At 45.9% G+C, this 26,952-nt stretch carries 24 protein-coding genes; 18 read left to right on the forward strand and 6 right to left on the reverse strand.

Annotated features, from left to right (window positions below):
• Nucleotides 1-150 precede the first annotated feature (150 nt).
• The 13 genes from aroK (at nt 151) to AB4583_RS07875 (ending at nt 16,191) form a co-directional block, all read left to right on the forward strand.
• Entirely contained in the window at nt 151-669 is a 519-nt protein-coding gene (aroK, locus tag AB4583_RS07815; protein ID WP_017061125.1) for a shikimate kinase AroK, read from the forward strand.
• Between the two features lie 25 nt (nt 670-694).
• The gene (gene aroB / locus AB4583_RS07820) at nt 695-1,783 is read left to right on the forward strand and encodes a 3-dehydroquinate synthase (RefSeq protein WP_017061124.1); all 1,089 of its coding nucleotides are present in this window, start codon (nt 695-697) and stop codon (nt 1,781-1,783) included.
• A gap of 79 nt (nt 1,784-1,862) precedes the next feature.
• On the forward strand, nt 1,863-3,380 hold the full coding sequence (locus tag AB4583_RS07825) for an AAA family ATPase (protein WP_017068836.1): 1,518 nt from the start codon (nt 1,863-1,865) through the stop codon (nt 3,378-3,380).
• 69 nt (nt 3,381-3,449) lie between these two features.
• The gene (locus tag AB4583_RS07830) at nt 3,450-4,298 is read left to right on the forward strand and encodes a Dam family site-specific DNA-(adenine-N6)-methyltransferase (protein ID WP_017061122.1); all 849 of its coding nucleotides are present in this window, start codon (nt 3,450-3,452) and stop codon (nt 4,296-4,298) included.
• Nucleotides 4,299-4,499: 201 nt separating this feature from the next.
• Complete coding sequence (rpe, locus tag AB4583_RS07835; protein WP_017068835.1) at nt 4,500-5,174, forward strand: ribulose-phosphate 3-epimerase; 675 nt, start codon at nt 4,500-4,502, stop codon at nt 5,172-5,174.
• 102 nt (nt 5,175-5,276) lie between these two features.
• On the forward strand, nt 5,277-5,963 hold the full coding sequence (locus AB4583_RS07840) for a phosphoglycolate phosphatase (RefSeq protein WP_017061120.1): 687 nt from the start codon (nt 5,277-5,279) through the stop codon (nt 5,961-5,963).
• Nucleotides 5,964-6,113: 150 nt separating this feature from the next.
• On the forward strand, nt 6,114-7,130 hold the full coding sequence (trpS, locus tag AB4583_RS07845) for a tryptophan--tRNA ligase (protein WP_016796005.1): 1,017 nt from the start codon (nt 6,114-6,116) through the stop codon (nt 7,128-7,130).
• 385 nt (nt 7,131-7,515) lie between these two features.
• The gene (locus tag AB4583_RS07850) at nt 7,516-10,110 is read left to right on the forward strand and encodes an ExeM/NucH family extracellular endonuclease (protein ID WP_372116968.1); all 2,595 of its coding nucleotides are present in this window, start codon (nt 7,516-7,518) and stop codon (nt 10,108-10,110) included.
• Between the two features lie 200 nt (nt 10,111-10,310).
• Nucleotides 10,311-10,889: an aminodeoxychorismate/anthranilate synthase component II gene (locus tag AB4583_RS07855; protein ID WP_171313449.1), complete on the forward strand. Its 579-nt coding sequence runs from the start codon at nt 10,311-10,313 to the stop codon at nt 10,887-10,889.
• Between the two features lie 464 nt (nt 10,890-11,353).
• A complete protein-coding gene (locus tag AB4583_RS07860) occupies nt 11,354-12,565 on the forward strand; it encodes an aspartate aminotransferase family protein (protein ID WP_008222315.1) in 1,212 nt (403 codons plus the stop codon).
• Between the two features lie 107 nt (nt 12,566-12,672).
• Nucleotides 12,673-13,692 carry an arginine N-succinyltransferase gene (gene astA, locus AB4583_RS07865; RefSeq protein ID WP_017061116.1) on the forward strand — a complete coding sequence of 340 codons (1,020 nt, stop codon included), beginning with the start codon at nt 12,673-12,675 and terminating at the stop codon, nt 13,690-13,692.
• 39 nt (nt 13,693-13,731) lie between these two features.
• Complete coding sequence (gene astD / locus AB4583_RS07870; RefSeq protein WP_017071310.1) at nt 13,732-15,189, forward strand: succinylglutamate-semialdehyde dehydrogenase; 1,458 nt, start codon at nt 13,732-13,734, stop codon at nt 15,187-15,189.
• A 210-nt stretch (nt 15,190-15,399) separates the two neighbouring features.
• Nucleotides 15,400-16,191: a DUF1338 domain-containing protein gene (locus AB4583_RS07875; protein ID WP_372116972.1), complete on the forward strand. Its 792-nt coding sequence runs from the start codon at nt 15,400-15,402 to the stop codon at nt 16,189-16,191.
• A gap of 177 nt (nt 16,192-16,368) precedes the next feature.
• On the opposite strand, the gene crp is transcribed toward AB4583_RS07875, so the two are convergent.
• The 6 genes from crp to AB4583_RS07905 all read right to left on the reverse strand — a co-directional run bounded on the left by crp (nt 16,369) and on the right by AB4583_RS07905 (nt 22,084).
• Nucleotides 16,369-17,001: a cAMP-activated global transcriptional regulator CRP gene (gene crp / locus AB4583_RS07880; protein WP_004729651.1), complete on the reverse strand. Its 633-nt coding sequence runs from the start codon at nt 16,999-17,001 to the stop codon at nt 16,369-16,371.
• A gap of 239 nt (nt 17,002-17,240) precedes the next feature.
• Nucleotides 17,241-18,110 carry a phosphoribulokinase gene (locus AB4583_RS07885; protein WP_086715758.1) on the reverse strand — a complete coding sequence of 290 codons (870 nt, stop codon included), beginning with the start codon at nt 18,108-18,110 and terminating at the stop codon, nt 17,241-17,243.
• 77 nt (nt 18,111-18,187) lie between these two features.
• Complete coding sequence (locus tag AB4583_RS07890) at nt 18,188-18,400, reverse strand: YheU family protein (RefSeq protein WP_010435208.1); 213 nt, start codon at nt 18,398-18,400, stop codon at nt 18,188-18,190.
• A 95-nt stretch (nt 18,401-18,495) separates the two neighbouring features.
• Nucleotides 18,496-19,488 (reverse strand): hydrolase, encoded by a 993-nt coding sequence (locus AB4583_RS07895; RefSeq protein ID WP_019825349.1) that lies wholly within the window; start codon nt 19,486-19,488, stop codon nt 18,496-18,498.
• A gap of 206 nt (nt 19,489-19,694) precedes the next feature.
• Entirely contained in the window at nt 19,695-20,165 is a 471-nt protein-coding gene (locus AB4583_RS07900) for a TIGR02444 family protein (protein WP_017061113.1), read from the reverse strand.
• Complete coding sequence (locus AB4583_RS07905) at nt 20,162-22,084, reverse strand: ABC transporter ATP-binding protein (protein WP_017061112.1); 1,923 nt, start codon at nt 22,082-22,084, stop codon at nt 20,162-20,164. The genes AB4583_RS07900 and AB4583_RS07905 overlap by 4 nt, the downstream gene beginning before the upstream one ends.
• A gap of 174 nt (nt 22,085-22,258) precedes the next feature.
• Between AB4583_RS07905 and kefG the strand changes: the two genes are divergently transcribed.
• The 5 genes from kefG to AB4583_RS07930 all read left to right on the forward strand — a co-directional run bounded on the left by kefG (nt 22,259) and on the right by AB4583_RS07930 (nt 26,852).
• On the forward strand, nt 22,259-22,843 hold the full coding sequence (kefG, locus tag AB4583_RS07910) for a glutathione-regulated potassium-efflux system ancillary protein KefG (protein ID WP_136981918.1): 585 nt from the start codon (nt 22,259-22,261) through the stop codon (nt 22,841-22,843).
• Nucleotides 22,830-24,626 carry a glutathione-regulated potassium-efflux system protein KefB gene (kefB, locus tag AB4583_RS07915; protein ID WP_017063703.1) on the forward strand — a complete coding sequence of 599 codons (1,797 nt, stop codon included), beginning with the start codon at nt 22,830-22,832 and terminating at the stop codon, nt 24,624-24,626. Before kefG ends, kefB begins: the two co-directional genes overlap by 14 nt.
• Before the next feature lie 156 nt (nt 24,627-24,782).
• Complete coding sequence (locus AB4583_RS07920; RefSeq protein WP_029235422.1) at nt 24,783-24,983, forward strand: YheV family putative zinc ribbon protein; 201 nt, start codon at nt 24,783-24,785, stop codon at nt 24,981-24,983.
• A gap of 94 nt (nt 24,984-25,077) precedes the next feature.
• Nucleotides 25,078-25,668: a peptidylprolyl isomerase gene (slyD, locus tag AB4583_RS07925; RefSeq protein ID WP_017061108.1), complete on the forward strand. Its 591-nt coding sequence runs from the start codon at nt 25,078-25,080 to the stop codon at nt 25,666-25,668.
• Between the two features lie 218 nt (nt 25,669-25,886).
• Complete coding sequence (locus AB4583_RS07930) at nt 25,887-26,852, forward strand: isoaspartyl peptidase/L-asparaginase family protein (RefSeq protein ID WP_017061107.1); 966 nt, start codon at nt 25,887-25,889, stop codon at nt 26,850-26,852.
• The last annotated feature ends 100 nt before the right edge of the window (nt 26,853-26,952 follow it).

A 26,952-nucleotide genomic window follows, 5' to 3' on the forward strand; every position in this document is an offset into this window, starting at 1 on the left:
GCATTAGTGGCACCTAACCTTGATAATTTCGGGTCTTATCACGAATTATCTGTGAGGAATCGGTGCCACGGGCCTTTTAATTTCAGTACTTGTACTGACCTACCTTGTGGCGATGTCATTGAATTAACGTTGTAAATTACTGCTAAAAACATGGCTGAGAAACGCAATATTTTTCTTGTTGGCCCAATGGGCGCCGGCAAAAGTACAATTGGTAGACACCTAGCTTCCCAACTTCATATGGAGTTTCTAGACTCTGACACTGTGATCGAAGAGCGCACTGGCGCAGACATCGCATGGGTTTTTGATGTTGAGGGCGAAGAAGGTTTCCGTAAGCGCGAAGAATCTGTAATCAATGATCTGACAGAAGAACAAGGTATTGTTCTTGCGACAGGTGGTGGTTCAGTGTTGAGCAAAGAAAACCGTAACCGTCTATCTGCACGAGGCATTGTTGTATACCTAGAGACAACAATTGAAAAGCAACTTGCTCGCACTAACCGCGACAAGAAACGCCCTCTACTTCAAACAGACAACCCGCGTGATGTGCTAGAAGATCTAGCTGTATCTCGCAACGCACTATACGAAGAAGTGGCGGACTACACAGTTCGTACTGACGACCAAAGTGCAAAAGTGGTAGCCAACCAGATCGTAAAAATGCTAGAAGAACGTTAAGTTCATTTTTTCGGAGAGCAAACCCATGGAACGGATTACGGTCAATCTAGCTGAGCGTAGCTACCCTATCTCTATTGGCGCCGGGTTATTTGAAGACCCGGCGTACCTTTCTTTTTTATCAGGTAAGCAGAAAGTTGTTGTTATCAGTAATGTGACAGTAGCGCCTCTTTATGCTGATAAAATTTTATCGCTATTGGATCAAGTCGGCTGTCAGACATCTCTTCTCGAGCTGCCAGACGGTGAACAGTACAAAACCCTTGAAACGTTCAATTCAGTGATGAGCTACATGCTTGAAGGAAATTACAGCCGCGATGTGGTGGTGATTGCTTTAGGAGGTGGTGTTATCGGTGACTTGGTCGGTTTTGCTGCCTCTTGTTACCAGCGCGGTATTGATTTCATTCAAATCCCGACGACCCTTCTTTCTCAAGTGGACTCTTCTGTTGGTGGTAAAACCGCAGTAAACCATCCTCTTGGTAAGAATATGATCGGCGCTTTTTACCAACCGAAATCTGTGATCATCGATACCAACTGTTTATCAACGCTTCCAGAGCGTGAGTTTGCAGCGGGCATTGCTGAGGTGATCAAATACGGCATCATTTACGATGAAGCCTTCTTTGATTGGTTGGAGCAGAATCTAGAGAAACTTTATCAACTTGATGAAGAAGCACTGATTACCGCGATTGCTCGTTGTTGTGCAATTAAGGCTGAAGTGGTGGCTCTAGATGAAAAAGAGTCAGGAATCAGAGCGTTATTGAACCTAGGTCATACATTTGGTCATGCGATTGAAGCAGAACTAGGCTATGGTAATTGGCTACATGGTGAAGCTGTGTCGTCAGGCACTGTAATGGCAGCTAAAACAGCTCAATTACAGGGACTGATCTCTCAGCAGCAACTTGAGCGAATTATTTCTATACTCAAGAATGCGAAACTACCAATCCATACGCCAGAAAGCATGTCTTTTGAAGACTTTATGAAGCACATGATGCGCGATAAAAAAGTGCTGTCTGGTCAGTTACGTTTGGTATTACCAACAAGTATTGGTACTGCTGAAGTGGTTGCTGATGTGCCTCAAGACATCATTAAACAAGCGATCGATTTCTGCCGTACTCTTTAAATTTGGTTGTGAGGTTGCCTAGCTAAACTCTAGGCAACTGAAGCGTTTTACTGATCGATCTTATCAGTAGGGATCCCCAATGAGTTTGGCTCATGAATTAAGAGTATTAGAGTTAGAATCTCAAGTTGAGCTGCTAGAGCGCTTACAGCTTTTGACTAACTTTGGTTCAAACCTTGTGACGGTGGCGGGCAAAGCTGGCTCTGGCCGATCTTGGTTGGCTCAGCGTTATCTTGAAGCATGGTCGACAGAAAAAAATCAGTGTTTACTGCTTTGTCATCCAAGCCAAGACGATCAACAACGCCGTGCGCTCATTCTTAGCCAAATTGTTTCTGATCCCCTGTTTAATCAACATGATTCTTTATCGGATAGCCTAACAAGGTTACTGGATGGAGAACCGTGTAATGTGGTTATCGTCGTTGATGATGCCCAACGACTTTCTGAGCTATTGGTATCCGAATTATGGATGTTGGTACTGGAAGCTCAATCAAACCCTCAATGGACGATCAATATCGTTCTCTTCTCGGAACCTGGCCACTTAGATACGTTATTAACGCGTTTGAGCTACGGTCAACAACACAAACCTATCGATCTTGAGATCGATGACCTTTCGCAACCAGAAGCTGAACATTTCTTTGAATCACTGGTGATTCGATATGTTGATGATGAGTCTGAAACTTGCGTGCGACGTGCGTTTAATAAAGCGCAACCTCTGCCCGGTGAGTTAATGGCTTTAGGAGAATTGAAAGTGGAAAAAAGGATTATTATTCGCTCAATTATTGGCTCACCCATCAATATCGCGATTGTGGTGGCCTTGCTGTTGATTTTAATTGGTGGTGGTTATTGGTGGATGTTCAGTCAACCAACCCCTGACGATAAAGCGCAATCTCTTATCGCTCCGATTGAACAGACAGCTATCCCAACTTTTGAAGTGGAAAGTGGTACCGAGCAAGCTGGAATCGACGGAATGGACGATTCTGAAGCCGAAGCTGACATGAGTTATCAAGGTGCTGATGACGACAGCTCATCTTTGCCACCGACTGTCGTTGAAGATACCGCGAGTGTTGGAGAAGTCGAACAAGATCAGCAGCGTGTCGTAATCACCTCTGATGTGGTTGATGCCTTGCTTGATGATAAACCTGAAAGTGCCGATACCAGTGCGATTGATGCTGCTGTTGAAGAAAACACAGGTGCCGCGGTGAGTTCGCAATCAGATGCAGACAAAGTGGAGTCACAGCCTTCAGCCGATGAAGCAACAGACCTAACACAGTCCACGCCACCGACTAAGAAAATTACATTCTCATTTTCTCGCGAAGAGTTACAAGCTATCTCTCCGCGAGCTTATACTTTGCAGTTGAGTGCGATGACCTCATTGGACGACGTACAGTCTTTCATTGAAGAGTATGACCTTGAGAACAAGGTTCGTATTTACCCAACACTTCGCAACGACACCAAGTGGTTTATTATCACTTATCAAGATTACCCAACGATTCAAGTGGCGAGAGACGCGGTAAGTGCGTTATCAAAACCCCTTCAACAGTTGGAACCTTGGGCAAAATCGATGAATCAAGTGCATCGAGAGATAGAACGTGCGAAATAACCCTGAGCTTAGCCTCAAAATATGTTACATTCCGCAGCCTTATTTTTGAGTTGATAGATAGAGCAGTAAATGAAAAAGCAGCGTGCCTTTCTAAAATGGGCTGGTGGTAAATATGGCCTAGTTGAAGACATCCAACGTCACCTGCCACCTGCTCGTAAATTGGTAGAACCGTTTGTCGGTGCCGGCTCAGTATTTCTGAATACTGACTTTGAACAGTACCTGCTTGCAGATATCAATCCCGATCTTATCAACCTGTACAACCTGCTTAAAACCGATCCTGAAACTTATATCACGGAAGCGAAGCGCTGGTTCTGTCCTGAGAACAACCGTAAAGAAGCCTTCTTAGATATTCGCGCTGAGTTCAATGGTACAGATAACGTCATGTATCGTTCATTGGCTTTCTTGTATATGAACCGATTTGGCTTCAATGGCCTATGTCGTTACAACAAGAAGGGCGGTTTTAACGTTCCATTTGGTTCTTATAAAAAACCTTACTTCCCAGAAGCTGAGCTGGAATTTTTTGCCGAGAAAGCGAAAAAAGCCACCTTCGTCTGTGAGGGATACCATGAAACCTTTAGCCGCGCGCGCAAAGGCTGTGTGGTTTACTGCGATCCTCCATACGCACCACTGTCGAACACGGCAAACTTTACCTCTTACGCAGGTAATGGCTTTAGCTTAGATGACCAAGCTGCACTGGCGGATGTTGCTGAAAAAGCAGCGATGGAACGAGGCATCCCTGTCTTGATCTCAAACCATGACACCACCTTAACGCGCCGTTTATACCATGGTGCAGAACTGAACGTGGTCAAGGTTAAGCGCACCATTAGCCGTAATGGCGCAGGGCGCAATAAAGTCGATGAGTTACTGGCACTTTTTCATAAAGAGAAAAACCAGCAACACGCTTCAGAAGAATTGTAGCGGCCAACATAACCCTCGAACTCATTAAATTGAGTGACCAACGGGTACTTTCATAAACTAATCTTTCGAACTGCTAGGATCTGCTTAGTTGCTTAGGTAGAATTGCACACCAAATAGTCTTGGGATTGAGTCTTGTATTTGTGTATGAGATGTCACCAAGGCGGTGATATTCGCAATTTACTCACTCTTAAGAGGTTTGGTATGAAAGATTTTCTAATCGCTCCATCGATTTTGTCTGCAGATTTTGCTCGTCTTGGTGAAGACGTAGAAAAAGTACTCGCAGCTGGTGCTGATGTTGTGCACTTCGATGTGATGGACAACCACTACGTACCTAACCTGACTTTTGGCGCGCCTATTTGTAAAGCGCTGCGCGACTACGGTATTACTGCTCCTATCGATGTTCACCTTATGGTTAAGCCAGTAGACAGCATCGTGCCTGAGTTTGCAAAAGCGGGCGCATCAATGATTACCTTCCACGTTGAAGCTTCAGAGCACATCGATCGCACTCTACAGCTCATCAAAGAGCACGGTTGTAAAGCGGGTGTGGTTCTTAACCCTGCAACACCGCTTTCTTGCCTAGATTACATCATGGACAAAGTAGACATGATTCTACTAATGTCTGTGAACCCTGGCTTCGGCGGTCAATCTTTCATTCCTCACACGCTAGATAAACTACGTGCTGTTCGTAAGCTGATTGATGAGTCAGGCCGTGACATTCGCCTTGAGATTGATGGCGGCGTGAAGGTTGATAACATCCGTGAAATCGCAGAAGCGGGCGCAGATATGTTCGTTGCGGGTTCAGCTATCTTCAATCAACCAGATTACAAAGAAGTGATTGATGAGATGCGTGCAGAGCTTGCAAAAGTAAACGCATAATCGTAAAACTACAGATAGATTGAATATTAAGGGGCTAATTTGCCCCTTTTTTACGTCTTATCGCTCAACTCATAAGACGAACATAATAAATAGGAAAGTAAGATGTCATTAAGCTCAATAAAACTGATCGCCTTTGATTTGGATGGAACCTTGTTAGACAGCGTGCCTGATTTGGCCGTTGCTGCTGACCAAGCTTGTCAGGAGTTGGGCTTCCCTTCAGTGAGCGAAGAACAAGTTCGCGACTACGTAGGTAATGGTGCTGATGTTCTTATCGGACGTTCACTCAGCCGTAACTTGACGGTTGACCCAAGCCTAGAGCCAGAGCTACTGAAAAAAGCACGCATCCTGTTTGATGATTTCTATGAGCAGGGCGGTCACAAGCTAAGTCACCTTTACCCATCGGTTAAAGAGACGCTGGCTGAGCTGGATAAAGCCGGCTTCACTATGGCGCTGGTTACCAACAAGCCATCGAAGTTTGTACCAGACGTACTGGCGCAACACGGTATTGATAAGTACTTTGTTGATGTGTTGGGTGGCGACTCTTTCCCAGAGAAAAAACCGAACCCAGTCGCTCTGAACTGGTTGCTAGAAAAGCACAATGTAAAAGCGGAAGAGATGTTGATGGTTGGCGATTCAAGCAACGACATTAAAGCGGCTAAGAATGCAGGTTGTCACTCGTTTGGTCTGACTTACGGTTATAACCACGGCGAGCCGATTTCAGCATCAAACCCTGACTATGTCGCGGATAACGTCGCGCAATTACTAGATGTCGTTCTAGTTTCAGCATAAAACGGACAAAAGTTAGCTAACCTACTAGCAAAATACTTATCAATGAGTACACTGGATGAGCCGTACAGAAGAGCTGTGCGGCTTTTCTATATTTAAGTTAAGAAGCTAAGCGTTCAATAAACTTAGCGAATAAGCAAAGGAATTAAAACCATGAGCAAGCCCATCGTATTGAGTGGTGTTCAACCATCTGGTGAACTAAGTATCGGTAACTACTTGGGTGCTCTACGTCAATGGCAACAGATGCAAGATGATTACGATTGCCAATACTGTGTTGTAGACCTTCACGCAATTACGGTTCGCCAAGATCCGAAAGCACTGCATGAAGCGACTCTAGACGCACTAGCAATCTGTCTTGCTGTCGGTGTTGATCCAAAGAAGAGCACGCTATTTGTTCAGTCACACGTACCAGAGCATGCTCAACTTGGTTGGCTTCTTAACTGTTACACACAAATGGGTGAACTGAGCCGTATGACTCAGTTTAAAGATAAGTCTGCACGTCACTCAAACGACGTAAACGTAGGCCTATACGACTACCCAGTGTTGATGGCTGCAGACATCCTGCTTTACGGTGCTCACCAAGTACCTGTAGGTAGCGACCAGAAACAACACCTAGAGCTAGCGCGTGATATCGCAACTCGCTTCAATAACATCTACGGTCCTGAAACGCCAATCTTCCAAGTACCAGAACCTTACATTCCAACAGTGAATGCACGTGTAATGAGCCTGCAAGACGCGACGAAGAAGATGTCTAAGTCGGACGACAACCGTAAGAACGTGATTACTCTGCTAGAAGAGCCTAAGTCGATCATCAAGAAGATCAACAAAGCGCAAACCGATGCAGAAACACCACCACGCATTGCTCACGATTGGGAAAACAAAGCGGGTATCTCTAACCTAATGGGTCTGTACTCTGCAGCGACGGGTAAAACGTTCGAAGAGATCGAAGCGCAGTACCAAGGCGTTGAAATGTACGGTCCGTTCAAGAAAGACGTAGGCGCAGCATTGGTTGAGATGCTTGAGCCGATTCAAGCTGAATATCACCGTATCCGTGCTGACCGTGCCTACATGGACGCAGTAATGAAAGCCGGTGCTGAAAAAGCCTCTGAACGTGCTGCAGTGACACTGAAAAAAGCATACGAAGCAGTAGGTTTTGTTACTCGCCCATAGGGTGAACTAACACAACTCGCTTGAGAATTTGAGCCCAAAGTAGCTGTTGTTTACTTTGGGCTTTTTCATGCCCATTCCATTTGCCTTCCTCGAAACCCCCTTGTTTGAATTGATAATTTACCCAGTATTTAGCTAGCATATCCATCGCTGTAATGCTGTGCAGATGATCTTATTTGGTACCCTCAAGCTTTATAAAATCACACTCGTTTCTATATATGTTGGAAATATATAACGTGCCAAACAATTGATGATTCCAAAGTGATAAGTTCCTCATTTTCTTGCCAACTGACTTATTCCTTTCATAAATAAACCTGATAGTTACCACAAAATACATGACTGCCCATAGATGGCAGTGACTATAACTCGATGAACTCAGGTGAAACGGATGGCTCTTTTACACAAACCTTCATTGCTAGCAGTGGCAATTGGTAGCTTGTTAACTACAAGCGCACACGCTGATTTGTTTATTTCACAATATGTGGAAGGCGGCAGCTATAACAAAGCGGTTGAGATTGCCAATAGTGGCGATAGCAGCATTAGTTTAGATGGTTACTCATTGGCGAAATCTGCCAATGGCAACGGATCATGGGGTGCCACTTTACCTTTAGATGGACACGTTTTAGCACCCGGTGAAGTACTCGTGGTCGCACATTCTAGTGCGAGTGATGAGATTAAAGCTCAAGCTGACATCATTAATGCCTCTATCGCCAATCATAATGGTGACGACCCGCTGGCTATCTTGAATTCAGACGGCTCGGTACATGATGTTGTTGGTTTGATGGGCGATGTGGACTGGGGCAAAGATGTTACTTTGGTTCGTGCGACACAAACACCTTCTGCGACGTTTGATGCTTCACAATGGGTACCGCTACCAAAAGACAGCATTGAAGGCCTAGGTTCACTAGACAGCGTTGAACTGCCAGAAGCCTTCGCTTGTACACAAGATGGCTCTGACCCAGTATTCACCACCATTCAAGAAATCCAAGGTGAGGGCGCTACATCGCCATTCATCGATGGCTACCCGTACATCACCGACGATGAATATTTCGTAAAAGGTGTGGTAAGTGCGGTAACAACAGGCCTAACTAAAGGCTTCTACCTGCAAGCACTTGAGGATGATTTCAACTCAAGCACTTCTGAGGGTCTATTTATTCATACCAACCAGTCGAGCTCAGAGCTAGTAGCCGGTGATGTAGTGTGTGTGAAAGGCAAGGTTCAAGAATACTACAGCCACACTCAGCTGAAAGTAGAAAACAACCAATGGCTAAAACAGGGCGAGCAGCAGGCACCTGAAGCGACGGCGATAGAAGTGCTAGACAGTGACGAGAACTTCGCTGCAACGCTTGAACGCTACGAAGGCATGTTGGTGAAAACAACCGAAGCGCTTGATATGCGTGTGACGCGTACCTTTGGTTATGACTACGCAGGTCGTCGTAACAACATGGTACTGGCGCATGAGCGTATTAACATGCAGCCGAACCAGCTTTTCGCCGCGGGATCTGACGAAGCGAAGCAGCAAACTGAAGACAACGCAGACCGCCGTCTTTTCGTTGAAACCGATCAAAAAGCGGCTGATGGACAAGTCCCTTTCTACCCAGATTTTGGTCGTACCGACATCGACCAAGATGGCTCAACCGAAGACTACATCCGTATTGATGACACTATTGTTGGTCTAGAAGGAGTGTTGACCTACAGCTATGGTGAATACCGTCTGATCACGACTAACCAGATCACAGCTGAAAACTTCGTTCGCAACGACCCACGTACCGACAAACCAGATATGGATGAAGGCGACTTACGTATTGCGACCTTTAATGTACTGAACTACTTCAACTCACCATTTGGCGGCGACGCGAATCAGCACGGCAATAACCGTGGCGCGAACACCATCACTGAGTTTGAGATGCAGCAAGAGAAGATTGTGAACGCGATTCTTCGCTTAGATGCAGACATCATTGGCTTGATGGAAATTGAGAACAATGGCTTTGGTGAAGGCTCTGCCATTCAGCAACTTGTAAACCAACTGAATGATCGCATTGAGCGTAAGAAAGACCGTTATACGTTTGTCGCAGTTGATTCAAATGAAGATGGTGTAACCGACGAGATGGACTCGATTGGTACTGACGTAATCACAACGGGTGTCATCTATCGCAAGAAGGTAGTGAAGCTTAAAGACAGCCGCGTTATCGCGATGCCAAGCCAGCAAGCACCAGAGGTGTTAGACGATTCAGGTAAGGTGATTGAAGATGGTAAGAACTACCAGCGTGACTCGTTGGCGCCAACCTTTAAAGTTAAAGGCACCAAAGAGAAACTGACCGTAGCGATTAACCACTTTAAATCGAAAGGCTCTAAGTGTTGGGAAGATGCTGCTCCGATTGAGCAGGGCGGCCAAGGCGGCGTTGATGCCGATAAGCAAGGTTCATGTGAGAACTTCCGTGTTGCTGCGGCGGTTGCATTAGGTGAAGCGCTCGATGGCATCAAAGGTCACAAAGTGATCCTGGGTGATATGAACTCGTACGGCATGGAAGATCCAATGCTGGTGCTAACCGATTACTCGGAAGAGAAATACGGCAAGCAGATCAAAGCAGCTCGTAATACCTACATTGATGGTGTTGAGCAGTTTGGTGATAGCGGTGCGGTGATTACGAAGAACTACGGTTATATCAATGCTGTGGCTCAAAAGCACCCAGACAGCTGGAGCTACTCATACAATGATGAAGTTGGCGCTCTAGACCACCTGCTGATCAGCGAAAGCCTGAAAGATAGGGTTGTCGATGCTACCGATTGGCACATCAATGGTGGTGAGTCGACGTTGTTTGACTACAACGAAGAGTACAAAGGTGACCTACCTAAGTACCAAGATCACTTCCGTTCATCGGATCATGATCCTGCCGTTCTTGAGCTAAGAGTAGGCGGTTCATTTGGCTTCGGTGCTCTTATGTCACTATTTGGCTTAGCAATGTGGCGTCGTCGTAAGTAGCTCAATCACAAATAGATTGGCTTGCCATACAAGTAAGCCAATTCAGATAACTTAACGCTATCTGTAAACAATTAAGGTCAACTTAGGTTGGCCTTAATTATTGGCGAAATGCAGTTTCCACTTGCCTTTCGCTATGGGTATTGCACAATACCGCCCCTATATCTCCCAATCCTTTAGTATTTAGCAAACGATTTCGACCCATGTTACTTATCATCGATAACTACGACTCTTTTACCTATAACTTGTATCAGTATTTCTGTGAGTTAGGGGGAACTGTAAAAGTTGTTCGCAACGATGAGATTGATATTGCGGGCATCGAAGCGCTAAATCCTAGCCATCTTGTTATCTCGCCGGGCCCATGTACGCCCGATGATGCGGGAATTTCGCTGCAGGTGATTGAACACTTCGTTGGTAAGCTGCCGATCTTAGGTGTGTGTCTTGGTCATCAAGCCATTGCTCAAGTCTTTGGTGGTGAAGTGGTGAGAGCCAGACAAGTGATGCATGGTAAAACCTCTCCGATCCGTCATAACGGTAAGAGCGTTTTTCAAGGTCTCAATAATCCTCTGACTGTGACTCGTTACCACTCTTTAGTGGTGAAAAATGGTACGCTCCCTGATTGCTTTGAACTCACTTCTTGGACAGAGTTTGAAGATGGCAGTATGGATGAGATCATGGGTTATCAACACAAAACCTTGCCGATTGATGCCGTCCAATTTCACCCTGAATCGATTAAAACAGAGCAAGGACACCAGCTTCTTGCTAACTTCTTAGCGCGTTGAGTGTTTAAATTTGGCTTTTCATTCGTTCAAATAAGCCAGTTAAACGTATTACCTCGTTCGTTAAGCGTTTTAATTCGGGCGCGCCGCGTCTTCATCCCTCTGACGCCGATCACTTTTTATAACATTTCTCCCTCTTCAGGCTAAGTTTTTAGTCTATGCAATATTATTCGCCTTATTTCCTCTCGAACCCCTTATACCGCTGTACCAGTAAGGCTTTGCTGTTGATGGATAGACGTTTAGTTAAAAAAAGCTTCATAAAACAGATTGTTTGATGCATAAATAGTCATAGGTAGTGACGTTTAGCTGGTTGTTAGGGATGGCTAAAGAATAATCTACTATTGAAAAGGTTAATTAAATGTAAATATAATGCTGCAGCGGGATTATGGCGGGACAAAATATCTTTATCTCACTTATGAACCATTACGCTTATTTGCGAAGCTTGCGGTATCGAGAAGGAATGTACGATGACAGTGGAAAATAATGTAGAACGTAGTCTTTTTAATGAGGTGATGGTGCCTTGTTATAACCCAATGGAAATGATCCCGGTAAAAGGGGAAGGCGCACGCGTTTGGGACCAACAAGGCCGAGAGTATATCGACTTTGCTGGTGGTATCGCTGTGAGCTGTTTGGGTCACTGTCACCCAGCAATGGTTAATGCTGTTACCGAGCAAGCAAACAAGATTTGGCACCTAAGTAATGTAATGACTAACGAACCTGCACTGCGTCTAGCGAAGAAGCTAACTGACGTATGTTTTGCAGAAAAAGTATTCTTTGCGAACTCTGGTGCAGAAGCGAACGAAGCAGCACTTAAGCTAGCTCGTCGTTGGGCTGCGGATGTTCACGGTCCTGAGAAATCTGAAATCATTGCATTCAAACAAGGTTTCCACGGTCGTACTTTCTTTACTGTAACCGTTGGTGGTCAAGAAGCTTACTCAGATGGCTTCGGTCCAAAACCTGGCGATGTAACTCACCTACCTTACAACGATATTGCCGCTCTAGAAGCGCATATCTCTGATCGCACTTGTGCCATCATGATGGAACCTCTGCAAGGCGAGGGCGGCATCATCTCTCCAACGGCTGAGTTCGTGAATACGGTTCGTGAACTGTGTGACAAGCACAATGCATTGTTGATTTTTGATGAAGTACAAACAGGTAATGGTCGTACTGGTAACTTCTATGCTTACCAAGGTCTGGGCGTGACGCCAGACATTCTAAGCACAGCGAAGTCTCTAGGTGGCGGTTTCCCTATCGGCGCAATGCTGACGACGTCTGAACTGGCTACACACCTTAAGGTTGGTACGCACGGTTCTACATACGGTGGTAACCCACTGGCGTGTGCGGTAGCTGAAGCAGTGGTTGACGTAGTTAGCCAACCTGAGACTCTAGAAGGCGTAAAAGAGCGTGAAGCGCTATTCCGTGATGGTCTAACTAAGATTAACGACAAATACCAAATTTTCAGTGAGATTCGTGGTAAAGGCCTATTGTTAGGTGCTGCACTGAATGACGAATGGCAAGGGCGTGCGCGTGACGTATTAGTAGCAGCAGGCGAGCAAGGCCTAATGGTACTGGTTGCGGGTGCAAACGTGGTTCGTTTTACTCCATCACTGGTTATCACTAAACAAGAAATTGAAGAAGGTTTATCAAAACTAGACAAAGCAATCGCTACGCTAGTTTAGCCTGAGCGGCGTCATAGGAATGATCGCCAATAGAGCGATCCCATGACGTTCTGCTAAAGGCCCAAGCTTCTGGTTTTGGGCCTATTTTGCATCTGGAGGGAATATTGATGCTAGTTGTTCGCCCAATAAAACTGTCTGATTACGATGCGCTGCACACCTGTGCAGTTGAATCAGGTCATGGATTCACATCTCTTCCGGTTAACGAAGAATTGTTAACTAACCGAATTACCCATTCTGAATACAGCTTTGCGAAAGCAGACGTGACCGAACCCGGTGATGAAGGCTATCTAATGGTGGGTTTCGACGCTGAAACTGGCGAAGTTGCTGGTACAACGGGTATCGAAGCTTCCATTGGCTGGGATGTGCCTTTTTACTCGTACCACATCAGTAAAGTGGTTCACTCTTCACAGCGCCTTAAAGTGAATAACGTGGTTAAGCTGTTGACGTTTGGTAATAACTACACAGGCTGCAGCGAAATTTGTACGCTGTTCTTACGTCCTGATTACCGCAAAGGCTTAAACGGTCGACTGATGTCTAAGTGTCGTTTCCTACTGATGGCTGAGCACCCAGAGCGTTTCTCAAAAACGATCTTTGCTGAGATGCGTGGTGTATCAGATGCGGAAGGCAATTCTCCTTTCTGGCAATGGCTGCAAGAACATTTCTTCTCGATTGACTTCACGCTTGCCGATTACCTAACCGGTATTGGTAAGAAAGGCTTCATTGCTGACCTAATGCCTAAGCTACCTATCTACGTGAACCTACTGAGCAAAGAAGCTCAAGCGGTGATCGGAGAGGTACATGACAATACGCGCCCTGCACTTAAGTTGCTGGAACGTGAAGGTTTCACCAACCGTGGTTATGTCGACATCTTTGATGCAGGCCCAACGGTTGAGTGTGATCTAAGAAACATCGAATCTGTGCGTCACTCAATTCGAGCACAGGTTCAAATTGCAGAGCACTCTAGCTCTAAAGACTTCCTAATTGGTAATACCTCGTTTGAGAACTTCCGCGCAGTAGCCGCGAAAGGTGCGTATGACCAAGCAAGCGACACAGTGATTTTATCATCTGAAGTAGCAAGCGCTCTTGAAGTAAAAGAAGGCGAATTCGTTCGCATGTTGGCTCAATAAGAGCGGCGATTATCTGTCGAAGATTTTAAGGATAGAAGTATGACTCAGTGGATAGCAGGACAGTGGGTGGCAGGTCAAGGTGACGCCATGACATCAGTAAGCCCATACAACAATGAAGTCGTGTGGCAGGGTGATAGCGCGACACCAGCACAGGTTGAATCTGCAGTAGCAGCAGCTCGTGAAGCCTTCTTGGTTTGGAAAAAACTGAGCTTTGCAGAGCGTGAAGCGATCGTGTTGAACTTTGCTGAGAAAGTTAAAGAGAACAGCGAAGAAATCGCGCAAATCATCGCGAAAGAGACGGGTAAACCGATTTGGGAAACTCGCACTGAAGCGGGCGCAATGGCGGGCAAGATTGCTATTTCAATTCGTGCTTACCATGAGCGTACCGGTGAAGCTTCTCGTGAAGCGGCAGGCAACCAGATTGTACTGCGTCACCGTCCATTAGGCGTGATGGCAGTATTTGGTCCTTATAACTTCCCTGGTCACCTACCTAACGGTCATATTGTTCCTGCACTGCTATCGGGTAATACCGTGGTATTTAAGCCTTCAGAGCAGACACCTTGGACGGGTGAGTTTGCGATGAAATTATGGCAAGAAGCGGGTCTTCCTGCTGGCGTAATCAACTTAGTTCAAGGCGCTAAAGAGACAGGTATCGCACTGGCCGATGCTAAAGGTCTTGATGGCGTGCTGTTCACAGGTAGCGCTAATACTGGGCATATCCTTCACCGTCAATTCGCGGGCCAACCGGGCAAGATGCTGGCACTAGAGATGGGTGGCAATAACCCTATGGTGATCAGTGACCAATATGGTGACGCAGACGCAACGGTATACACCATTATCCAATCGGCGTTCATCAGTGCGGGTCAACGTTGTACATGTGCTCGTCGTTTGTACGTGCCTGTTGGCGAGAAGGGGGATCTGCTACTCGATAAGCTGGTCGCAGCGACGCAAAAGATTCGTGTTGATCAGCCATTCGCTGAACCAGCACCCTTCATGGGTCCTCAGATCTCTGAAGCTGCGGCTAAGTTCATTCTGGACGCGCAAGCGAATCTACAATCGTTAGGCGGCGTCAGCCTAGTAGAAGCAAAAGCGGGTCAAGCGGCGTTTGTTTCTCCGGGTATTATCGACGCAACCAACATTGCTGAGCTGCCGGATGAAGAGTACTTCGGTCCACTGCTACAAGTGGTTCGTTACCAATCGCTAAAGCAAGCGGTTGAGCTAGCTAACGACACTCGTTTTGGTTTGTCTGCGGGTCTTGTATCAACAGATGATTCTGAATGGGAATACTTCGTTGACCATATCCGTGCGGGTATTGTTAACCGTAACCGTCAGCTAACAGGCGCAAGTGGTGATGCACCATTTGGTGGTCCGGGTGCTTCAGGCAACCTACGCCCAAGTGCTTACTATGCGGCGGACTACTGTGCTTATCCTATGGCTTCAATGGAAGGCGGTGAAACTCAACTTCCAGCAACGTTTAGCCCGGGTATTGAGCTTTAATTTAGGCTAATGAGTCTTAGGCTCATGCGTTAAGCTTGAAATAGGGAAGTGGTGTTATCGCTTTCCTTTTCCATCACGTCCGACACCTAGATTGGGCGGTAGATAATAGAAAAAGTATGTCACAGGCTGATGGCTGCTGACTCTGTGTCTCAGCCTCTCCCTTTCTAATCCAAATTACTAGCTTGCTAGAACCTCTGACAAGGAGTCACCATGACGCCCGATCTACTCTTTAAATCACTTTGGGACGATTACATTCACAGGCTTTGTCCATCGGCTGAGAAAGTGCATCACTTGCTGAAAGAAGACGAAGTGCTGATTAATGATCACATTGCACTGCGTACTTTCAATGTTGCTCCTTTGGGTATTGAAACATTAGCGAAGCCTTTCCTAGAGTTAGGCTATAAGGCGTGTGGCGACTACTTGTTTGAGAGCAAGAAGTTGGTGGCTAAGCATTACGAGCACCCAGATCCAAAACAACCAAAAGTGTTCATTAGTGAGTTGAAGGTAGAAGAGTGTTCAAGTGACTTGCAACAGATCGTTGCTAAGTTGGTTGAGCAAGTGGACTCAAGTAAGCTTCAAGGCCATGAATTCTTGTTTGGTGGTCGTCTATGGGACTTGAGCTTCGCAGATTTCCAAGTGCTTGCAAAAGAGAGTGAATACGCGTCTTGGCTCGCAGCTCATGGTTACGGTGCCAACCACTTTACAGTGAGCGTTAATCAACTCGATGCTTTTGATGAAGTGCAGGCAGTGAATGATTATTTGAGCGAATCAGGCTTCACGATCAATGCATCTGGCGGTCAGGTTAAAGGCTCTCCAGAGGTCTTATTAGAGCAATCATCAACAATGGCAGACAAAGTCCCAGTTTCATTTGTTGAAGGCAATGAGATGATTCCTGGCGGCTTCTATGAGTTCGCTAAGCGTTATGCGATGGTCAACGGTGAGCTTTACACAGGTTTTGTTGCAGCATCAGCTGACAAAATCTTTGAGAGCACCAACGGTTAACAAAAGGTACGAGCACGGACTTTGTCCTAGAGATTCGAGTACGCTTCGCTTCGAGAGTGTTTGCGCTTCGAAGCTGTAGGTGTTTCATTCGTATTTTCTTTGTAGATCTTTAGAAAACAAAAAAGCCACCAAATTTGCATTTGGTGGCTTTCAAATTTTAGGCTCAGTTAATCGAGATTAACGAGTGCCATATACCACGATAGTTTTACCGTGTGCAGAAATTAGGTTCTGTTCTTCTAGCATCTTCAAGATACGACCAACGGTCTCACGAGAACAACCAACGATCTGGCCAATCTCTTGACGAGTGATCTTGATTTGCATGCCGTCAGGGTGAGTCATTGCATCTGGCTGTTTCGCTAGGTTTAGTAGCGTTTGAGCGATACGACCTGTTACGTCAAGGAACGCTAAGTCACCAACCTTTTGGCTAGTTACTTGTAGACGGTTTGCCATTTGCGCTGAAAGGCGCATTAGGATATCTGGGTTCACTTGGATAAGTTGACGGAATTTCTTGAAAGAAATCTCAGCTACTTCACAAGGAGATTTAGCACGAACCCAAGCAGTACGTTCTTGGTCTTCTTCGAACAAGCCAAGCTCACCGATGAAGTCGCCTTGGTTTAGGTAAGAAAGAATCATTTCCTTACCTTCTTCGTCTTTGATAAGAACTGCCACAGAACCTTTAACGATGTAGTACAAGGTTTCTGCCTTTTCACCAGCATGAATCAAAGTACTTTTTGAAGGGTACTTATGAATATGACAGTGTGAAAGGAACCACTCTAATGTTGGATCAGTTTGAGGTTTACCTAGAACCATAATATCTCACTTCCTCTGCAGGGTATGCTTGCCGCTTTCCGTATTTTAGCTAAGCCTGGATTGACTTGTAGGATAAGAGCACTCGTTGAGCGCTGCAAGCTATCTTGTGTTTCGTTTAAGAATAGTATCCTTTTTCAGGTACTATTTCTTGATTTTAATCGTGACCAAGCTACGATTTTTTACGCAAAATTGTGCACATGATCACGGTATGAAAAGTAATCAACCAGAATGTCGTTTTGTTAACCTATTTTTCCGGTTTCGATGAGTTGTTGCAGGATTGGCCTCACAATGAGCTCCATAGCAAAACTCATCTTGCCGCCTGGCACTACTAGCGTGTTATGACGAGACATAAACGAGCCATCAATCATAGCCAGAAGGTAGGGGAAATCGACGTTTTTGATGCCACGCAAACGTATAACTACGAAGCTTTCGTCTAAACTTGGAATCCCTTTGGCGTTGAGAGGGTTAGATGTATCTACGGTTGGAACACGCTGAAAGTTGATGTGAGTGCGCGAAAATTGCGGGGTAATGTAGTTAAGGTAATCATCCATCGAACGAACAATGGAATCCATTACGGCTTCGCGTGAGTGGCCACGATCGCGGGTGTCACGAACGAATTTTTGAATCCACTCTAGGTTTACGATAGGTACCATGCCAATCAGCAAATCGACGTGTTGAGAAACGTTAATGTCGCCATCAACCACACCGCCGTGCAGGCCTTCGTAAAACATCACATCGGAGTTTTCAGGGATATCTTGCCATGGCGTGAAGGTGCCCGGCATTTGATTGTAAGGCACGGCTTCATCGAAGGTGTGTAGGTAGCTTCTTACTTTACCTGTACCTTCGTTACCGTATTTACGGAAGAACTCTTCTAGCGCACCAAAGTCGTTGGCTTGAGGACCAAAGTAGCTGATGTGCTTACCTTGCTCGCGCGCTTTACGGATCTCGACATCCATCTCTGGGCGAGTGAAGCGATGGAAACTATCCCCTTCAACCCAAGCGGCCTTCACGTCCATCATATTGAACATTTTACGGAAGGCTTCTGAGGTGGTGGTGGTGCCGGCTCCAGATGAACCCGTCACCGCAATAATTGGATGTTTAGCGGACATGACAACCCTTGTCTTTTGAGTAACTTACTTGTTAGCAATCGTTTACCACTATAACACGGCTCCTTTATGAGCGCAGCTTAGAAGCGTTTTGTGACTTGAATATCAACGGTTTCATGGAGCTCAGAAAACACAATGCTGACTTCTCCTGAAGCTAATTGATGTTTCACTTGATCAATCTTGTTTTGCAGTGAAACCTCTACGTCGCCGTAGTCTGTGCCTTCACGCAGCACGAACTCTTTGATGAGGTTTTCCAGTGTCTCTGGCGCAATGTCTTGCCATGGGATGATCATAAATACTTCTCTCTTTTATGTTCATAAATAGGTTTATTGATGTAGAAATGCGTGTGCTTAGTATTGTTTTACTTCTATTTACTAAGGCTCGGTCATTATGCCGAATCTTGGATACTTTCATAGTAGGCAGGCAAGGCTTCTTCTAACCAAAACCTTGGCTTGAGTGTACTGCCAGTAATAAACCCAACATGGCCGCCTTTTTGAAACAGTCGATAATCGATGTTATCGGGCAGAACAAATTTTGGGATCACATCATCGGTCATGAAAGGGTCGTCTTTGGCATGAATGATCTGAGTCGGTAGTTTGATCTTATTGAGCTTAGGCAGAGCAGAACATTGCGCATAATAATCTTGGGCATTTTTGAAGCCGTGCAGAGGCGCAGTGATTCGTTCATCAAACTCATACAGTTTGGTGATGTTCTTGATGGCTTCAGCGGTGATGCCAAGTTTTTCCTGCAGCAGGTTAACCTTTTTTAGCGCATTCGATTTTAGAGAGTTGAGCAGGTACTTCTTATAGAGCTTGGAGAAACCACGCTCAATACGACTAGAGCAACACGCTAAGTCAAAAGGAGCAGATACGATGGTCGCCGCCGACAGCAATGGGTCGTCTGCGTACTCAGCCAAATAGTTCGCCAGCATGTTTCCACCTAAAGATATGCCAACCGCAACCTTAGGGTTATTCGGAAACTGGGCGTGCAGGTGTCTTAGAAAAAAGCGCGCATCTTCGACTTCACCTGAATGGTAAGCGCGAGCCAGGCGATTGGGTTTTCCGCTGCAGCCTCTGAAGTGCATCATCACGGACAACCAACCATCTTTAGCAAACGCATTCATTAATCCATTGGCATAAGGGCTCTCAAAGCTACCTTCTAAACCGTGGAATAGAACGAATATCGGCTTGCTACTGCGATCATTTTTATTTGAGGTGTCACCGTCTGGTGATTCGCTCCAAGCAAGATCAAGAAAGTCACCATCGGGTGTTTCTAAGGTTTGCCAGTGAGGATGAAACAGCGCCTGCTTTCGAATAAACCGTGGCACTAAGGTTTGTAAGTGCGGATTAGAGAGACCAGCAGCTGCGGTAAATATTGTCATAAAAACGATCCATGCTTCTTTTACGGGTTTTGATAACGTGTTGAGTTTGTAACGAAACGCCCACGTTTTTATTTGAGCTTGGTTGATTCTCGGCATAAGCGCAAGGCTTCACTTATACGAGATACAAAAACAGGCTATGGGTAACCGTTTGAATAATATCAAGGTTAAGCTTGGATCTTGATTGAATAAAAGGGAAAGAGAATGAGCTAGGGCTGTGGTGCTGGTTCAGAAAAAGCGTCGTAGAGGTTTTCAGCCCCTAATAAACGACAGTACTGAAAAGTGAGCGGTGATTGCTGGTTAGCGTACAGCTGTAGGGAGTTTATACAGTCGACCAGATCGGACTGTTGTTGCTTTTCAAGCTGTAACTCAAACTTTAGCGCTTCACGGTATAGAGAGTCGACAACGTGTGCTTTGAGATGTTTACGTAGCTCTCGATAGCTATGAAGCAGGGTTTCAGAGCGGCTTAAACACTGTTGAACTTTATGCCACTCTTCTTCAGCAAAAGACAATTGCTGCTCATCAAGCCATTTGAGAAGCAGCAGTAGATTGACGTTGCCGTGGAACTGGTTTTGCAAAGCTAAGCACGCATCCTTTACACCGCGCACACTGTAATACTGAAGGCTAAATTGCCATAGTCGTTCCAGTGTTAGTGATATTGGGGCGTGCTCTGGGCTCATAAGCTATCCATATCCTGTTCCATCTGCTCAAGCTCTTCTTGAGTGGACATCCAATCCATTTCAACTTCTTCTAGCTGTGACTTACTGCTCGCTTGGAGAGCGAGTACTTTATTCAGTTTAGCCTTATTTTCAGCTTCATACAGTGATGTGTCGGATAATTCTTGCTCAGCTTCTTCAAGAGCCTGCGTTAATTTATCCATCTGCTTTTCAAATTGAGTGAGCTTTTTACGAAGTGGTGCCGTCAGTTTACGGAACTCGGCTTCTTTACGTTTCTGCTCTTTTTTCGCTGCTGCACTGTTGGCGCCGTCTTTGGCTGGTGCCAATGCTTGTGCTTCTTTGCGCTCAACTTTCTGTTGCTCGGTTAGCCACTTGTAGTAATCGCTTAAGTCACCATCAAACGGTGCGACTTGGCGGTCGTGTACAAGGTATAAATCATCGGTAGTTGCACGCAGTAGGTAACGGTCGTGCGATACGATAACCATTGCGCCTTCAAACGTCTGCAGGGCAAAAGTCAGCGCTTGACGCATGTCGAGATCCAAGTGGTTGGTTGGTTCATCGAGTAGCAACAGGTTCGGTTTTTGCCATACCAGTAGCGCCAGAACTAAACGCGCTTTTTCACCACCAGAGAAGGGTGCCACTTTATCGAGCGCTTTTTCACCTTGGAAACCGAAGCTACCTAGGTAATCACGCAATTGTTGCTCGGTGTGTTTAGGGGCAATCTGCATCATGTGCTGCAGCGGTGTTTCTTCTGGGTGCAACGTTTCTAACTGGTGCTGTGCAAAGTAACCAATCTTAACGCCTTGCGAATAACTCAGTTCACCGCCTTGCTGTTTAAGTTCGCCAGAAAGCAGTTTAATCAGTGTTGATTTACCAGCACCATTTCGACCAAGTAGACCAATACGGCTACCCGGTACTAGGTTCAGGCGAATTTTCTCTAGAATCAGATTGTCATCATAGCCCGCTGATACTTCATCCATCATCATGATTGGATTTGGTAGCGCGTCTGGTTCTCTAAACTCAAAGCTGAATGGATTATCAAACTGAGCAGGCAGCACTTGTTCCATTTTCTCTAGCGCTTTAATACGGCTTTGCGCTTGGCGAGCCTTTGAAGCTTTGTAACGGAAACGGTCAATGTAGCTCTGCATGTGAGACATCTGTTTCTGCTGCTTTTGGTACATCGCTTGTTGCAGAATCAGTTTTTGCGCTCGTTGGGTTTCGAACGATGAGTAGTTACCCGTGTACTCATTGAGCTGTTGGTTTTCAACGTGCACGATGCGGTTGACGATAGGGTCTAAGAAGTCTCTATCGTGCGAGATAAGCACTAGCGTGCCAGGGTAGCTTTGTAACCAACGCTCTAGCCACATTACTGCGTCTAAATCCAAGTGGTTGGTAGGCTCATCGAGTAGCAGTAGGTCACTGCGACACAGTAGGGCTTGCGCTAGGTTCAAACGCATACGCCAACCACCTGAGAATTGAGTCAGGTTCCATGTCATTTGTTCTTGGCTAAAGCCTAGGCCATCCAGTAACTCGGCAGCTCGTGCCTTTATGCTGTAACCACCAATGGTTTCAATCTTGCCGTGGATCTCTGCTACCAATGTGCCATTGTCGGCTTGTTCAGCTTTCTCTAGTTGATCTTCAAGGCCGCGGTATTCACGGTCACCATCAATCACGTATTCAATTGCTGTTCTTTCTAATGCAGGGGTTTCTTGAGCAACCCAAGCCATTTCCCAATGGGCAGGTTTGCTGAATGAGCCCGCATCAATAGACAGTTCGTCCTTAATTAAGGCGAATAGCGTAGATTTACCACAGCCGTTTTTACCAACCAAACCGATCTTGTCGCCAGGGTGAAAAGTCGCAGATGCTTGGTCGAGGAGTGGCTTACCGCCGCGTAGCAATTGAATATCAGAGAAAGTAATCATAATTGAAATAGCATAGAAATTAGAGGTGAACAGACGCCTGCATAGTAGGCTGAAACCAGATAAAAGTCGATCACAATGCAATTTGCGTTATGATGCCAATAACATATTAATAACTTTTGCTTAAATTCTTGTGGCCTTGCCACCGTTTAGCCCTCAAAGGAATGTTTCAAAGGAATGAGTAATACTCCCTCGACAGACAAAGTCGTGCCAAAGGTGTTGATCATCTACGCGCACCCAGAGCCGCAAACCTCTATTGCTAACCAGATGATGGTTAAGAAGGTAGAGTCGCTCGGTCATGTCAAAGTTCATGATCTCTACGCCATCTACCCTGACTTCTTTATTGATGTGCCTTATGAGCATGAATTGCTCCTTCAGTACGATGTGATCGTGTTTCAGCATCCTCTGTTCATGTATTCCTGTCCTTCATTGTTAAAAGAGTGGTTTGATCGCGTGTTAGGCAAGGGCTTTGCTTTTGGTGAGCAAAGTGCGCTTAAAGGCAAACACTGGCGCAGTGTGATTACTACCGGTGGTAAAGAAGAGGCGTTTGGTGCCGCAGGTTATAATAAATATCCATTACAAGAGATCTTGCAACCGTTTGAGCTAACTGCCGCTTTGTGCCAGATGCACTGGATGTCACCTTTAGTTTTACATTGGGCTAGAAATGTCTCGGATATGACGCGTTACCAACACGCTGAAGAATATCGAAATTGGTTGCGAGATCCGCTACAAGATATAGGAGCAGATGATGGCTCTGACTAATGATTTTCTACAAAGTAGCGTTATATTTTTAGCGGCTGCTGTGGTTGCGGTTCCTATCGCACAGCGAGCAGGCTTAGGTTCAGTATTAGGTTACTTATTAGCGGGTGTCGCTATTGGTCCATGGGGGCTTGGCTTAATCAGTGATGTCGAAGCGATTCTACACTTCTCCGAATTCGGGGTGGTACTGCTGCTCTTCCTGATTGGTTTAGAGCTTAACCCGAAAAAACTGTGGCAGATGCGAGCCCCCATTCTCGGGTTGGGCGGCGCGCAAGTGCTGATCACCACTCTAATTATTACCGCCATCGCCTGTCTATTTGGATTAACCTGGCAAACCAGTCTCGTGATAGGTATGGGTTTGGCGCTGTCTTCGACTGCGATTGCCTTGCGTGTTATTGAAGAGCGAGAGCTCGGCGGCAAAGAAGCCGGGCAGTCGGGCTTTGCAGTACTGCTTTTCCAAGATATCGCTGTTATTCCAATGCTAGCAATGTTGCCTCTACTTGCGGGTAATACCGGCGGTAGCTGGGCTGACATGCTGTGGATGCTGGGTGGCGTGATTGGCCTACTGGTCGGTGGCCACTTCTTGTTGAGACCACTTTTCCGATACGTAGTGATGAGTGGTGTGCGTGAGTTATTCACCGTCGCGGCGCTGTTACTTGTGATTGGTATTGCTGTGATCATGCAACGGATTGGCTTGTCGATGGCATTAGGTACCTTCCTAGCGGGCGTACTTCTGGCTGAAAGTGAATATCGACACGAGCTTGAGATCGCGATTGATCCATTCAAAGGTTTACTGCTTGGTCTGTTCTTTATCTCTGTGGGTATGGCGGTAAACCTAGGTCTACTGGCAGAAAGCCCATTCGCAATACTTATTGCAGTGTCGTCGCTAGTCGTATTGAAAGGTTTGGTGCTGTATGCGCTGGCTCGTATCTTCGGCACTCAAGCTAAAGCACGCAGCCGAATGGCGATGATCCTTAGCCAAGGTGGTGAGTTCGCTTTCGTTATTTTTACTGCGGCGAGTGCTCAAGGCATCTTAAGTGGCGAACAAGTGTCGTTCTTACTGGTGGTTGTGAGCCTTTCTATGGTGACCACGCCATTGATGCTTAAACTGCAAGACCGATTCTTTGCACGTCAGCTTAATCAAATCAGTGAAAGTGCGATGTCTTCGGATGTGGTTGATCGCAGCCCTCGAGTGATTATTGCGGGCTTTGGTCGTTTTGGTCAGATCATTGGTCGTCTGATGTATGCCAACAAGATTCGTATCACTGTCCTTGAAAGTGATGCCAGCCAAATACACATCCTTAGAAAGTTCGGCTACAAGGTGTTTTACGGAGACTCGACTCACCTAGAGCTATTACGCGCAGCCGGTGCTGATAAAGCAGAGGCGATTGTGTTGTGTACTGACTCCCCAGATGAAATCATGAAAACCGTCGATTTATGTAAGCAGCACTTCCCACGCTTAAAGATCTTGGCGCGTGCACGAAGCCGTGTTGAAGCGTATCAACTACTTAACCACGGTGTGAGTAACTATTCGCGTGAAACCTTCCTTGGAGCATTGGATTTAGGTCGTCAAACATTGACTGAACTTGGCATGCATCCATATAAAGCGAAGCGAGCAGAAGCACACTTTAGAAAGTTGGATAATGGTATGCTGAAAGAGTTGCTGCCTCAGCATAACGAAGATGCCGAGTTAGCCCAAAGAGCGAAAGAGGCTCGTAAAGAACTTGAAGAGATCTTTGGACACGAGATGGAAAACGATCACCAATCTCGAAACTATTGGCAGTAGCTTGAAGTGATAACTCATGCTTGAGCTTAGAAATAGAGCTTGGGCATAGAAATAACAGACTATAGAACTAACCTAATAATAAACGCGGTCTCTGCTTAACTTATCAATAAAGTGAGTGGGAAGAACCGCGAATCCAGAGCAGTAAAGGATATGAACGTGAAACAGAAAAAACGCTTTATCGCAGGGGCAAGCTGCCCAAGTTGCAACACTCAAGACACACTCCGTTGGTGGATTGAAAATAATATCGAGCTGGTGGAATGTGTCGATTGTGACTTCACAGAACAGCGTAAACCGAAAACTGTAGAGAAATCTGAACACGCGAATCAAGAAATGATCGGTATTTTTAAGCCAGAATGATTGAGTTTCGTTAATTGATCCCCATAATATCCCGGTACAGAATTTTTCCTAAGCTCAACTGTTCGAGCTTAGTCCAAACCTCCTTGGAGCTCTCATGAAAATTGAAAAGAACGTAGTAGTTAGTGTTGCATATCAAGTGAAACTTGAAGATGGCGTAGTAGTTGACCAATCAACTGCAGAAGCTCCACTAGATTACCTTCACGGTCACAACAACCTAATTACAGGTCTTGAAAAAGAGCTTGAAGGCAAAGTAGCTGGCGACAAGTTCTCTGCAACTGTTACTCCAGAAGACGCATACGGCGAACACAACGACGCACTAGTTCAACGTGTTCCTGCTGACGTATTCCAAGGTGTTGAGCAAATCGAAGTTGGCATGCGTTTCCTAGCGGATACTGACCAAGGTCCAATCCCAGTTGAAGTTACTGAAGTAGATGGCGACGAAGTTGTTGTTGATGGTAACCACATGCTAGCTGGCCAAACTCTAACGTTTGACGTTGAAGTTGTAGCGGTTCGTGAAGCGACTGAAGAAGAAGTTCAACACGGTCACGTACACCAAGAAGGCGGCTGTGGCGGTCACGACCACGATCATGACCACGAAGGCGGTTGCTGTGGTGGCGAAGGCCATGACCACGGTGAAGAGAAAAAAGACGGCTGCTGCGGCGGCGGTAGCTGTGGTTCTCACTAATACCGAATTAACGGTTTAGTTTAAGAATCTTGAAAGCCTCCCTTGTGGAGGCTTTTTGCGTTTAGGAGTCTCGCTTTTTGACCTCGCTTTTCTCTACCAAACTAAGTGTCCGCAAATCTAAGCATTCGTAAAAGTTTGGTTTTCGTTATCAGACATCGAACCATGGATGTGGTATTGATAGCACAACATTAATAAGACGACGTCAGTGGAGAGTTTGTATGTCACAGCCTTTTTCAATTGCCATTCATGGTGGTGCAGGAACCATCTTGCGCGAGCAAATGAGCTATGAATTAAAAGCGGGTATTACCGAGGCTTTGGAAAAATCGGTTTTGGCTGGTTATCAAATATTGCAATCGGGTGGTGATGCTCTGGATGCGGTAGTGGCATCGGTTAAGGTGATGGAAGACAGCCCGCACTTTAATGCCGGTAGGGGCTCTGTTTTAACGCATGATGAATTTGTTGAGATGGACGCTTCTGTGATGCATGGCCGCGAAATGGATGCAGGTGCTATTGCAGGCGTTCGCCATATCAAAAACCCAATTGAGCTTGCACGTGATGTGATGCGGAAAAGCGACCATGTTTTGCTGATTGGTGAAGGTGCCGAGAAGTTTGCGTTTGAGCATGACTACACCTTTACCGAGCAAGACTACTTCTTTACTGAGCGCCGCTATGACCAACTTCAGTCGATGAAAGAGAAAGGCATCTTTGCTCTGTCTGAAGCGAAATATGATGAACAGCAAGCTGAGAAATACCCTGACGATAAAAAGTACGGCACGGTTGGTGCGGTCGCATTAGACCAAGCGGGTAACTTAGCGGCAGCAACCAGTACCGGTGGCGTGACCAATAAGAAATACGGTCGTGTGGGTGACTCTCCGATCATTGGTGCAGGAACCATCGCTGAAAATGGCAATGTTGCCGTCTCAACAACCGGGATGGGTGAGTTCTTCCTACGTAAAATGGTCGCCAGTGATGTCGCAGCACGAATGCGTTATCTGAAAGAAGATGTGCACACCGCTTGTGAAACGATCATTCAAGGTGAATTGAAAACCATGGGTGGAGAAGGTGGCTTGATCGCTATCGATGGCCAAGGCGATATACATTTTGGTATGAACAGCTCAGGAATGTATCGTGCAAGCGTTGATACTCAAGGTCGTGTTGAAGTGAAGATTTATGCCGACGACTAAGTTGGTATCGGCTTAATTGGCTTTAGCTTATTCACTGAGATGAAATAAACAAAAGGGCGACAGATAAGTATCTGTCGCCCTTTTAGTTGTGCGCCGAGCA

It is taken from the genome of Vibrio sp. 10N.222.49.C12 (assembly GCF_041475025.1).
GTDB classification, from domain to species: domain Bacteria; phylum Pseudomonadota; class Gammaproteobacteria; order Enterobacterales; family Vibrionaceae; genus Vibrio; species Vibrio crassostreae_C.